9 protein-coding genes are annotated in these 12,560 nt (G+C 37.0%); 1 reads left to right on the top strand and 8 read right to left on the bottom strand.

Going from position 1 to position 12,560, the window contains the following annotated elements:
- Positions 1–87: 87 nt before the first annotated feature.
- On the bottom strand, positions 88–1,362 hold the full coding sequence (gene serS / locus DXB63_RS03735; protein WP_122125057.1) for a serine--tRNA ligase: 1,275 nt from the start codon (positions 1,360–1,362) through the stop codon (positions 88–90).
- A gap of 157 nt (positions 1,363–1,519) precedes the next feature.
- Between serS and DXB63_RS18345 the strand changes: the two genes are divergently transcribed.
- The gene (locus tag DXB63_RS18345) at positions 1,520–1,645 is read left to right on the top strand and encodes a hypothetical protein (protein ID WP_255419991.1); all 126 of its coding nucleotides are present in this window, start codon (positions 1,520–1,522) and stop codon (positions 1,643–1,645) included.
- 56 nt (positions 1,646–1,701) lie between these two features.
- On the opposite strand, the gene rpmA is transcribed toward DXB63_RS18345, so the two are convergent.
- From rpmA to DXB63_RS03700, 7 genes are all read right to left on the bottom strand, one after another.
- Positions 1,702–1,965: a 50S ribosomal protein L27 gene (gene rpmA, locus DXB63_RS03730; protein ID WP_122125056.1), complete on the bottom strand. Its 264-nt coding sequence runs from the start codon at positions 1,963–1,965 to the stop codon at positions 1,702–1,704.
- A gap of 21 nt (positions 1,966–1,986) precedes the next feature.
- On the bottom strand, positions 1,987–2,304 hold the full coding sequence (rplU, locus tag DXB63_RS03725) for a 50S ribosomal protein L21 (protein ID WP_122125055.1): 318 nt from the start codon (positions 2,302–2,304) through the stop codon (positions 1,987–1,989).
- A 140-nt stretch (positions 2,305–2,444) separates the two neighbouring features.
- Positions 2,445–2,960 (bottom strand): C40 family peptidase, encoded by a 516-nt coding sequence (locus tag DXB63_RS03720; protein WP_122125054.1) that lies wholly within the window; start codon positions 2,958–2,960, stop codon positions 2,445–2,447.
- A gap of 233 nt (positions 2,961–3,193) precedes the next feature.
- Positions 3,194–3,895 carry an ABC transporter ATP-binding protein gene (locus tag DXB63_RS03715; protein ID WP_122125053.1) on the bottom strand — a complete coding sequence of 234 codons (702 nt, stop codon included), beginning with the start codon at positions 3,893–3,895 and terminating at the stop codon, positions 3,194–3,196.
- A 24-nt stretch (positions 3,896–3,919) separates the two neighbouring features.
- Entirely contained in the window at positions 3,920–5,404 is a 1,485-nt protein-coding gene (locus tag DXB63_RS03710; RefSeq protein ID WP_122125052.1) for a DUF5687 family protein, read from the bottom strand.
- A 75-nt stretch (positions 5,405–5,479) separates the two neighbouring features.
- A complete protein-coding gene (locus tag DXB63_RS03705; protein WP_122125051.1) occupies positions 5,480–8,293 on the bottom strand; it encodes a pitrilysin family protein in 2,814 nt (937 codons plus the stop codon).
- Between the two features lie 182 nt (positions 8,294–8,475).
- A complete protein-coding gene (locus tag DXB63_RS03700; RefSeq protein ID WP_122125050.1) occupies positions 8,476–12,552 on the bottom strand; it encodes a fibronectin type III domain-containing protein in 4,077 nt (1,358 codons plus the stop codon).
- Positions 12,553–12,560: the final 8 nt, after the last annotated feature.

The following is a 12,560-nucleotide window of genomic DNA, read 5'->3' as shown; positions in this document are numbered from 1 at the left end:
GGATAAGCATAGAATAGGAATATAAAAACGTCCTTATGAAATTAAAAATCATAAGGACGTTTTTTATAAAATATATCGTTGATTTATTTAGTCGATAATGTCGAATCCACAATAAGGGACAAGCGCCTTAGGTATACGAATGCCGTTTTCTGTTTGATTATTTTCAAGTAAGGCTGCGACAATACGCGGCAGAGCCAAAGCAGAACCATTTAATGTGTGGCAAAGCTCCGTTTTTTTATCGGCTGTACGGTAACGACATTTTAAACGATTGGCTTGATAGTTATCAAAGTTTGAAACAGAACTTACTTCCAACCAACGCTTTTGTGCTTCTGAATATACTTCAAAATCAAAGCAAAGAGCTGAAGTGAAACTCATATCGCCACCACATAAGCGAAGTATCCGGTAGGGGAGTTCGAGCTTTTGAAGTAATCCTTCTACATGATCGAGCATTTCTTGGTGAGATTGACGGGAATGTTCAGGCTTGTCAATACGTACCAACTCTACTTTAGAAAATTCGTGCAAGCGATTTAATCCGCGAACATCTTTTCCGTAAGAACCGGCTTCACGACGAAAACATTGTGTGTAAGCACAATTCTTGATGGGTAAGGATTTCTCATCAAGGATTACATCGCGATAAATATTGGTAACAGGAACTTCTGCTGTCGGAATTAAGTAAAGATCGTCTACTTCACAATGATACATCTGTCCTTCTTTGTCCGGCAACTGTCCTGTTCCATAACCGGACGCTGCATTGACAACTGTTGGAGGCATAATTTCCATATATCCGGATTTACGGGCTTCATCCAAGAAAAAGTTAATCAGGGCACGTTGTAATTGTGCGCCTTTTCCTTTGTATACAGGAAACCCTGCTCCGGTAATTTTTACACCCAAGTCAAAGTCTATCAAATCGTATTTTTTTGCCAGTTCCCAATGCGGAAGTGCATTTTTAGGAAGTTCTGTTTCCATGCCCCCCATCTTTTCTACTACATTATCTTCTGCGCCGCTTCCTTCCGGTACACTATCGTATGGTATATTGGGAATTGTATAAAGAATTTCTTGAAGGTCTGCTATTGCTTGGTCCATTTCTGCTTGCAGAGTTTTATTTCCTTCTTTCATGTCACTTACTTTGGAACGTGCTGCTTCTGCCTCTTCTTTTTTACCTTCTTTCATTAATTGTCCGATGGACTTGGAAATGGAGTTAACTTCTGCGAGGTTTTTATCTAATTGGTTTTGAGCGTTACGTCTTTTTTTATCCAGTTCCAGCACTTTATTAATAGCTTCCTGAGCTCCTTTAAAGTGTTTCTTTTCAAGACCTCTGATTACTTCATCAGTCTTTTCTGTGATTAACTTGATTGTAAGCATGTTCTATAATAATTTTATGAATTTTCAAATATGGTGCACAAAGATAGAGAAAAAATGAATAAGATGTGATTGATTCTATTAAGAATCACTTAAAACATAAACTTTCTTTGTGTTTTTGTGTTACTCGATTAAAATGTAAAATCAAAAGAATAATCACATGATACGTAAATGGACTAAAGATGGATTTCGGAATCCTAAATATGATGTTTGGGATGTAAAGTTGGGTATAACAATGCTTTTTCTCGTTGTAGTAGCTTCTGTAATGTTGATAGTGGCGGGATAAAATAAACCCCTGTAGCGATTAAACTACAGGGGTTTATTTTATAGTTGATTTTCTATTTATGCTTCAGTTGCAGGAACTACAGAAACATATCTTCTGTCTTCTCTACCAACTTTGAAACAAACTGTTCCATCTACTAAAGCGAAAAGAGTGTGATCTTTACCCATTCCGATATTTTCTCCCGGATGGAATTCTGTTCCTCTTTGACGAACGATGATATTACCTGCTTTGCAAACTTGACCACCAAATATCTTAACGCCTAATCTTTTACTTGCTGACTCACGGCCGTTCTTAGAACTACCGACTCCTTTTTTATGTGCCATTTCTTCTAAAAATTTAATTGATTAAGCAACAACTTGTTTAATAGTTAACTCTGTGAATTGTTGACGATGTCCATTTAATTTTCTGTGACCTTTTCTTCTTTTCTTATGGAAAATAAGAACTTTGTCGCCTTTTACCAAATGAGAAGCTACTTCGCATACAACTTTTGCACCTTCTACTGTAGGAGCACCTACTTTTACTTCACCATTGTTATCTACTAACAATACTTTGTCAAACTCAACAGTTGCACCGTTTTCTGCATTTTGAATGTGATGTACAAACAATTTTTTGCCTTCTTCAGCTTTGAACTGTTGACCGTTAATTTCTACAATTACGTACATTTTATTATTAATTATACGGTTTTTTCCGGAAGGTGGACTTTAATCACTTAAAATCACTTTTTTACCCAACACGGACTAATCGGGCACAAAAGTAGTGATTTGCTTTTGATTGCACAAATAATTTTTCTCCTTTTTACTTTTTATTTTACCCTTCCGGCAGATAACCAATACTTATGATAATAATTTTCTTCAAGGTCACTGATTATGACTCCTTGACTGGTACTGGAATGAATGAATTTGTTGTTTTTGAGATATATTCCTACGTGGGTAGCTTTCTTTTTGGATTTATTGTTGGAGAAGAAAACTAAATCCCCTTCTTTTAAATTACGTTTTGTTATTTTATAACAGTTCGAACTCCTTTGTTCTTCGGAACTACGTTCAAGTTTTTTTCTATATACCTTTTTATAGATATGTGCTGTAAGACCGGAACAGTCCACGCCTTTCTTACTCTCACCTCCATATCGATAAGGTACTCCCATCCATTCGGCTGCTTCTATGTAGAGTTTATGATTGTCGGTCAGGTCAATGTCCATACCTAATTTGATGGAGGCTTTAGCTAGTTTTTGATAATCATACTTAGGAGCTATCGTTCGGCATGAAGTAAAACCAATGGTTATAGTAATGAATAAGAATAATTTTATCAGTTGTTTTTTCATAATCAGTTTAACTCGTTGGGATGAATAAATTGTCACTAAATATCTACTTAAAACCAATCGCCCGAACGCTCCCTTGGATGATCGTCAACGCTCCCTTAAGTGATGCTTATCGCTCCCTTGAGCGTTGGCTGTTACTCCCTTAGGCGTTGACTATCGCTCCCTTAGGCGTTGGTCACCCTTTTCGTAAATACTATATCGTTTTGTATTCTCCTGTAAATCTTATAAATAGACTACTATTCCACATTAAAATAATCTTCTAATTCCTTTTCCGCAGAATTATCCACATTTTTTATGTCCCGTATTATGACTCCGTTTTCAAGTAATGCAATGCGTGGGCAAATGTCGGTTGTATGGTTTAAATTATGGCTGGATATAAGAACCGTAGCTCCGGTTTCCTCGTTGTATGATTTTAATAAATGCTTGATGACAGACTGTGAACTCGGATCCAGAAAATTAAATGGCTCATCCAATATCAGAATTTGCGGCTGATGAATCATGGCGGAGATGATACCGATTTTTTGCTTATTTCCCATAGAGAAATTTCGAATATATTTTTTTTGTCCGATTACTTCCCCATTCATGAAACGTTCAAATCTGGCTAATCTCTCATCGACCGTTGGCTTATCAAGATTATACATTTTCCCAATGAAGTAGAAATATTCTTCGGGAGTGAGATAGTCAATCAGGAAACCTTCATCTATAAATGCGCCTGTAAATTTCTTCCATTCCTCATTTTGACTGACATCAATATCATTAATAAGAATATTACCTGTATCTGCTTTCAATAAGTCGAGCATCAAACGGAACAGAGTCGTTTTGCCTGCACCGTTATTTCCTACCAAGCCTAGCAGGTCTCCGGTGTTGATGGTGTAATGTTCTATATCCACGGCTCTTTTACTGCCGAAGTCTTTTTGTATATTTTGAATTGTTATCATTGTTATATGCTTAAATTTATTAGACTATCGTGAACTTCTGAAACCTTCCATGTTTTCGTACCTTCTTTTCATGAAACGGTTATATACATTTTTTATCCAATAGGGAGAGGCAAGTATTAGTGTAATACCTAATCCTATGAATATCCATTGGGTCACTTCTACCCCGAATAGCGGACTAAGTATTGCGTTTATCAACATTGGCAGAAAGAAAGCTGCCATAGTAAGCAGTGTTTGGTAAAATGATCCTCCAGAGTTTTTTCCGGTGATACTTTCGTTTAGATTGACTGTTTTTTTATTGAAAACGGCTAGCTGGAATAACATGCAATATACCGGGCCTACCGATAAAAACATATAAGCAATAGAGGACAACAAAGTAATCTTTCCCATAATAACAGCCGGCAATAACAGCAGGAATGGTAATAACGCTACAAAACTATAGAAATAATATTTGGCTCGAAGTAGATTATAGATAGATTCTTTGCGACTCATCAATCCGTCGAGGTAATTCCCTTCAAAACTCATGATTTGTGTGAGCATCAGCCCTAAGATTGCATAGCAATAGGCTAGAACAAAACTTTGTCCCGATACACCGCTGTACATATCCGTATCAAATGAAAGAATTGCACTGAACATGATAATAGCCAGACAGCCGGTACGGAATGAGATTTTTCCCCGCTTGTTGCGAAATATGAGTTTTAGCTCCAAGCGAAAGTATTCGCCGATTTCTCCATAGCGATCTAAGAACTTGTATTCTGAAATATGTTTGGCTTTTGTATCTTTTATTTTTGATAACTCATTATATATATAATGGGTTTGTACTTTACGCACGATTAAAGCCATAAGGAGAATAGCTATTATTGTTCCTGCAAATGGTAAAATATTACCTTCAATGAATCCCTCACCAAGATTCATCGTAAAGGTGCTGATAGGATGATTGCATGTAAATTCTATAGCCCCCAATAATCCGTAAATGATAATGGGCAGAGCGATGAAATATATTTTTTCATTAATAAGTAATCGGCATAAGAGATACCAATAATTATTGAGTATCATCAAAAGCCAGATACCGATGCAGTAGAAAATGATTCCTTCGATTCCATAAAAACGAAAGAGTGTGAGGAATGCAAAAGGAACAAAGAGAATCAGCCAAAAAAGATTGTATCCTTTTAGCCCTGATTGTAATAAATAGGCGTTAAGTAGTTTATTCTTTTTTATAGGGAGTAGGAGGTAGGGCTTCATTTCTTGTGCCGGTGTCCTTTGTAGAGCGAAACGGGAAAGGAAATCAATAATCATGATATAAATTAATCCTTGGTTCATGATATGATAAGGTTCCATATTCGGAAATATGTCTTCAAATAGGAAAGACAGGAGAATGCTGGCGAAAATGAGATAGGCTATCCAAAAGATGACGCCAAAATAAAGAAAGAATTTACCGAAACGGTTTTGCTCAAAACTCGGATGCCGTTTGTTAGCTAATTTTTGGTGTTTTCTTAAATCAAGAAGAAGCATGTCTATTATAAGTTAATTGGAAATTGTAGCAAAGAAGGTCATGTTTGATTTTCTTCTTTGCTACAATTTGGTTTATTATTCAGCAGAAGTCATGATAACTTCCGTTTGATTCTTTTGGCTCAATAACTCATTCATGAATTTTTGTAATTTGGCTGGTGTCATATCATTGACAATCTTTTCATAACCGTCATTGATGTCTTTACCGGTATAATAATATTCATCTAAAGCATTTAGCCAATAGCTGTTCTCTTTCACGCTTTCTTTATGTTTTTTAAGCATGAATTCTTTAACCTTGTTCAGGTTGACTTCCGAAGGACCTTCCTTTGCCATTTTTTGTGCTTCATTCAAAATGATATCAATCATTTTTTCACGTCTGGCCGGATCTGTTTCAAATGCAATCTGAAGAAAGAAAGTTTCTTTTGGATACTTGATTAAGTCTCCATAGACACTTACACCGTATGTACCACCTTCTTTTTCACGTACTTCTTCTGTATAAACAAGATCGAGTGCCTGTGCGATCATATTGATCATGATGTCGTTTTCAAGAGTGTATGCACATTTTCCGTTATACAGAGTTAGTACCGTAGCTTTAGGAGTTTCCAGTTTCTTCGCAAATTCATTCTTATATTCTCCTTGACGCATATACATCTTATTGTCTTTGAATGTTTCTTTGCGGTTAATAGCAGGAAGTGAAGCGATATATTCTTCGATTAACGGTTTCATAGCTTCAACATCGACGTTACCGACAAACATGAAAGTAAAATCACTGGCATCTTTAAAGCGGTCTTTATACATATTCATAATCTTCTGATAGTCGATTTGATCTATCATATCAGCTTTCAACCGTAAGGTACGTGGATGGTGATTGTAGACTCCGGCTTGTACGGAATCCGAAAATGCAACCATCGGATTTACTTCCATATTTTGCAGAGCAGCTTTAGTACGGTTCTTGTAAGATTGGAATGCATCCATATCCATACGTGGAGCTGTAAATGACAAATAAGTCAATTGAAGCATTGTCTCCAAATCCTTGGGAGAACAGCTTCCGTTAACAGTTTCAGTATCATTGCCAATTGAAGCGGAAGCACTCGCTTTTTTACCGGCTAAGGCTTTTTGAAGATCTACAACACTGAAATTACCTAATCCGCCAATAGACATAACATCGTTTATTGACTTGATATTGATGATTTCAGAATCAGGGAATAAAGAAGAACCTCCCATACTGACTGCTTTCATTAGAATTTCATCAGCTTTGAAGTCTGTCTTCTTCAGAACTACTTTTGCACCATTAGATAGTGTCATGACCGTTGTGCCAAAAGGTCCATTTTCATTGATGGAAACAATTTTACCTGCTTTAGGCTTTTCCGTGATCAATGGCTCGTCGGAAACCTTATCTACGTATGCTTCTATTTTTTCAGCTTTTATGTCTTTTATTGTATTCAATATTTCATCCTTCGTCGGATATTTCATGTTTTCTTTGTCCGGACAGAAGATTGAGACAACAAGATTTGAATCGGAAATAAGTTGTCCCATCATCTGATTGATTGCTTCGACAGGAATGTTAGGAACAATCTGATTCATGATGGCATATTCATTCTCAATACCCGGAATAGGCTCATTGTCAATAAAGTGACGTACATATTCTTGTATATAAGCATCGTTCTTTTGTTTATCACGCTCGTTATAGGCAGATTCCAGATTACGTAGATATTCAGCCCTTGCGCGAGTGTATTCTGATTCTGTAAAACCAAAACGGTGTACGCGTTCCATTTCTCGAAGAAGTGAAGACAGTGCTGTTTCAATGCCGTCATCTTTGCTAACTGCTATTCCCATGAATGCATCTTTAGTTTTAGATACGAAGAAGTCATCATCATATGCTTGTGCATAAATGAATGGAGGATTGGGAGTTTGAGTTAGTTCATCCAAACGAGCGTTCAACATTTGGCTCATTATATCTGTGGCATAATTAACAAGAAGATAATCCATTGTTGTTTTAGCTTCGTTAGGTATGATGTCGTGTTTGTTGAATACATAAATAACGACGTTTGTCTGCTCTTTGTCTTTTTCAATGGCTACAATCGGTTCTTTATTGTCCGGAACAGGGAAGTATACACGTTCTGCAGGATTCTCTGGCATTTCGATGGATGAAAACATTTCTTTAATTTTAGCTTCCACTTTATCTACATCAATATCACCAACAATAACAAGTCCTTGTTGATCCGGACGATACCACTTTTCATAGTAATCACGTAGTGCCTGATAAGGGAAATTATCTACGACTTCCATAGTCCCGATGGGCAGACGGTATGCATATTTACTACCTTCATAAATAGTAGGGAATGCCTTTTCGTACATACGCATCATTGCTCCGGTACGTGTACGCCATTCTTCATGAATAACACCTCTTTCTTTATCAATCTCACTGTCTTCCAATGCCAAGTCATTCGACCAATCGTGCAGAATGAGTAAACATGAATCTATGATACCGTCACGACTAACGGGTACATTGGATATGTTATATACGGTTTCATCTACGGATGTATACGCATTTAAGTTTTCTCCGAAGCGCACACCGATTGTCTCAAGATAATTTTTCAAAGCATCACCCGGGAAGTTTTTGGTTCCATTGAAACACATGTGTTCCAGAAAATGCGCTAAACCTCTTTGGTTATCTTCTTCCAGTATTGAACCTACTTTTTGAGCGATATAAAAGTCTGCTCTTTTTTCAGGAAGTGCATTGTGGCGGATGTAATAAGTCAAACCATTATCCAATTTCCCGATTCTAACATTGGGATCAATAGGAATCGGCGGCATTTGCTGTGCAAATACTGCATTTGTGCTGCACAAAATAAGTAAGGCGGCAATTAGGTTACGAAATAAATGTTTCATATTAATTATTGATTTAATTAAGTGTTTTTACAGTTATTAGTCGCATTAAATATGCATATGTCACAAAGATATGTTTTTTATTACATTGTATCTAATTATTTATTCTCTTTCGATGGTTTATTTAGAAAAAGAACGGATGTCCTTTTGCAAAGACATCCGTTTGAAAGAAAAGTTTGGTTTAACTATTCAAAAAACACGGGATAACTCTTACTCCAATCTTTTCCATTAACCTTGATAATCGTTTTAACCTGATGCAGATTCATCGGTATCAAAATGTTCTCATCACTGTCTATGGTATAAGTATATAACATTTGACCGTTGAGGCTATAGATCTGAATATTGTTTATCCAGCAATGTTCTGTATTGATAATGTTTAATACATTACCGGAAACATATACTTTCAAAGCATTGATTGCTACATCGTTAATACCGGATGGGCTTGTCTCTATTTGTTTTTGTGAAGCCCATGCACTGGTACGTCCTTCATCACAAGTGGCTTTAACGCTCCACAAATAAATCGTACCGGCTAATAGATCATTTAGATCATAATTCTTGCTTGTCAGTTGTTCTACTGTAGTCCATGACGTTGCGGTGCTTGCACGATAGTGAATGTCCCAAGTTAGGTTATTTTCATCAGCATCCCATCCTAATTTTGCGGAGTTTTCAGTAATACTTGTAGCTGTCAAATTAGTTGGTGTAACGCAAGTTGGTATGGCAGTTGTACTGAAATCAACACTGGCTGACCATGCACTCATATCACTGGTTGAGCAAATACTACGTACGCGAATAGAATATGTGGTTTCAGGATCTAACTCTGTGATTTCTTTCGTTTTACCGGTAACCTCACTTGTACTCCAACTGTCCGAACCTTTGCGGAAACCAACTTCATACTTGTCAGCTTCACCTTCCCATGTCACGGTTGCAGATTTGTGAGTCGGAACTACTTTAACATTGGTCGGTGGGAGACAAGTAATAGCTAGAGTTGTAAAGCTCTTAGTTTCTGTCCATTCGCTTTGGTCACCATCTGCCGCACTACATACAGACTGAATACTATATTCATATTCTTTTTCAGATTCCAAACCTTCTATTGTGTAGGTCGTTTCAACTGTGTTTCTGTTTGTCCAATTTTCAGTCCCTTTTAAACGGTATCTGATGTTATAGTTTGCTGCATCACCTTCCCATGCAACAACAGCAGAGAATTGAGACGGAGTGACTCTAACATTGGTTACTTGTTCGCAAGGAGCTAAAGCCTGAGTCGTGAATCCTGCAATAACAACTCTTGCAGTATCGCCAACTGCACACATTTTTGTAATACCTACTTCATAAGTTGTGCGGGCATCCAGGTTATCGAATATCTTTTCTTTAACCGTCACTTTTTCGTGTTGTTTTTTTATTTCTCCTGCTTTGCGGATAAATACATAAAAATCTTCTGCTTCACTGGTCCATGTTACTTTTGCGCTTTCAGGCGTAATGTCGCTTACTGTTGCTACTATATCGGTAGGACAACTTGCGTCAATAGATACTTTTTGCAATTGAACAGTGGAAGCTTTTCCTGTTGTTGATTTTACATAAAGAGCTAACTGTATTTGGCCTTTGTAACCATTTAATGGGACAGAAAAAGTTTTGATTTGATTTGCAGTCGGAAGTTCATCCTTGGTAAACGTTTTAATAACGTTTCCACTATTGAATGTTTTTCCACCGTCGTAGGAAATTACAACCGAGTATGTTTCGTTATTATCTACCAAGGCTTGTAACATCATTATATCAAAATTCAAAATATAGTTGGCAGAACCATCTCCTAAGTCAATAACTGGCATCAGTAACCATTCATCAGCAGAAACACCTGATGCTGACAATATTAATCCTTTGGGGCGGGTTGACCATGTCCATTGTGGTCTGCACGAAGTTCCGCTACAGAATTCTGTTGGGTCGGCTAACGCTCCCGTTTTACAACTCCATCCTGCAGGAAGGGCATTACCGCTAAAGTTTTCTGTAAATGGAATAGTATATCCACTGGAAAAATAACATGTCTCAGACCATACGCTATGGTTAGTTAGAGAACATTTAGCACGAATTTGTAGCTCAATATTGGATTGAGGGGGTAATTTAGTCAATAAGTATGGATTACTATTTACTTCAAATGGTTCTCCCCATTCTTCTTCACCGGTAATACGATAACGCATTTCCCATAAATTTTCATCGCCTTGACTCTTCCAACTTGCTAGTGCTTGGTCACCAACGATAGAACTTGCATCTACTGATAGATCGATAGGATAATCACATTCATCTCTTTCTTCTATTTTGATATTTTTGATATAACAGTCAACACCAGTATAACATTTCCAATAAATTCTAAACTTTACTTTTTGATTGCTAAATACATCTACAGGAATATATAATCTTGCATACGAATCTGCTGTTTTTAATTGTGGAGCATTGTCTTTATTATATGTACAAATTGGTTCAAAATTAGTTCCATCTTGACTGATTTGTATTTCGAAAATGTCATTCTCATTCCATTCATTATAAGGAGTATTGCCCAATCTAGACCAAATATATATGTTAAGATCAAGTATAAATCTGTTTCTTCCTTCTCCAAGAAGCATCCATGGAGTAATTAAGGTGTTTATAGTCCCATCAGGAGATGCTGCTACTCTAGTGAATAATCTATAGCCATTATATTCGTTGATACTAAATGCATCACCTTCTCCTCCCCATTGGAAAGGTCTTCCTGCTGGCATTTGTTCATACTTGGGTTCATAAGGAAGTCTACCCCATGTTAAAATGTTTGCATTAGCTCCTACTGTAGAATAATTACCTTTGTCGTCAAGGCTCCAGGCTATAAAATGATATAAGTTATTGTTTTCTAATCCTTCTACCGGTATTGATGCAGAAGCTTCTCCAATATAGATAACTTTACCTCCTCCTTCAATATCTTGACCAACTGTCATCGTTCCTGTCGGTTGCCCGAATAATCCGTTTTCTGTGACGTTATTGAGATGATCTCTGCAATATTCGGTGGTCATAGCTATTAGGATTTTGTTTCCTGCTGCATTCTTTTCTGCTTTTAAAATAACTTGTTCATATCCATTTTCTTTTACTTCCAATGATGCAGGTCCGGAAGGCATTGTAATAGTACTTTTGACTAGAGGGGCAACTGTATTGTATTTTGGACCGTACATACAGTAAGTATTTGCTCCAAATACATGGAAATAATAAGTTTTAGCACCTGACAATGTTTCGGGAGTTTCGAAAGTCGCTATTGTATCGAATGCAATTACGGTACCATTACCTAATTTATCTCCGGTCTTATAATAGTTGTTATCTGTAGGAATACTGCTAAGAGATTCGGTTTCAGTCATGACAGTTAGATAATGGTCGGCATTTGCTACTTTGTTGAAACTACCGCTTACGCTGATCGTTTTTGGGATCAACACCAAATTAGTGGGTTGTGCAGTGGGTGTTTCGCAGTCTTTACATGGAATAAAAGTATAAGTTAATCCGTCTACTAATTTACTGTCCTCATTCCATGTCATAAGTTCATCTTTTGTACTTTTGATTGTGTTCTGCCAATCTCCGGCGTCGTTGTCACGCATATGAAGGTCGCCATCATTACCTTTGATGCCAACACGTACACTTCTGTTTTTATCAACAATGGCGTCATTCCATCCTTTATATATCATTTCGATCTTGTTAGATGTCTCATATAGGCGGATCTGCATATTTATAGAACCGACAGTTCCACTCCAGTCGAGTTCCATACCTAGGTTTTTGTATTGTACAACAAGTATACGATTAGGGGCATTACCTTCTAATTTATAGCTGATTTCTGTATTATCTACTCCACTTAAACTTGTATTTACACCTGTCTGTATAATATTTGTTTTTCCTTCACCTGTATCGTTCATAAAGAACGCAGAACGTTCAGGGTTAATTTTGATTTGATCTTTCCCAAGGGCAATATAGCAGTGGGTACCGATTGCAAATTGATTCATCACTTCGTCGTTATAAATAAAGTCAAATCCTATAGGAAACCCTGTACCCGTAGTTAATTCTTTTGTTCCTATAGTTGAACCAATGAAGGCTATATCTTGTATTTTTTCACCGATGCTGTCATTACCCAGAACAACTGTTCCATTTGTGATTTCTTCGTAAGTACCAATCTTGCTTTCGAAATCATAGCTCATGATGGGTTGTGCATGCGCTCCCATCCATGAGAGCGTGCACGCGACTACTATACTAAATAACGTTTTATTCATAATCTTCT

The sequence above is a fragment of the Bacteroides sp. OM05-12 genome (genome assembly GCF_003438995.1).
Lineage (GTDB): Bacteria > Bacteroidota > Bacteroidia > Bacteroidales > Bacteroidaceae > Bacteroides.
This window is presented reverse-complemented; position numbering and strand designations above follow the sequence as displayed.

What these genes read in the sequence shown, in the direction of transcription:
- rpmA (WP_122125056.1), bottom strand. Translation starts at nt 1,965, where the DNA reads ATGGCACATAAAAAAGGAGTCGGTAGTTCTAAGAACGGCCGTGAGTCA.
- DXB63_RS03710 (WP_122125052.1), bottom strand. Translation starts at nt 5,404, where the DNA reads ATGCTTCTTCTTGATTTAAGAAAACACCAAAAATTAGCTAACAAACGG.
- DXB63_RS03705 (WP_122125051.1), bottom strand. Translation starts at nt 8,293, where the DNA reads ATGAAACATTTATTTCGTAACCTAATTGCCGCCTTACTTATTTTGTGC.
- rplU (WP_122125055.1), bottom strand. Translation starts at nt 2,304, where the DNA reads ATGTACGTAATTGTAGAAATTAACGGTCAACAGTTCAAAGCTGAAGAA.
- DXB63_RS03720 (WP_122125054.1), bottom strand. Translation starts at nt 2,960, where the DNA reads ATGAAAAAACAACTGATAAAATTATTCTTATTCATTACTATAACCATT.
- DXB63_RS03700 (WP_122125050.1), bottom strand. Translation starts at nt 12,552, where the DNA reads ATGAATAAAACGTTATTTAGTATAGTAGTCGCGTGCACGCTCTCATGG.
- serS (WP_122125057.1), bottom strand. Translation starts at nt 1,362, where the DNA reads ATGCTTACAATCAAGTTAATCACAGAAAAGACTGATGAAGTAATCAGA.
- DXB63_RS03715 (WP_122125053.1), bottom strand. Translation starts at nt 3,895, where the DNA reads ATGATAACAATTCAAAATATACAAAAAGACTTCGGCAGTAAAAGAGCC.
- DXB63_RS18345 (WP_255419991.1), top strand. Translation starts at nt 1,520, where the DNA reads ATGATACGTAAATGGACTAAAGATGGATTTCGGAATCCTAAATATGAT.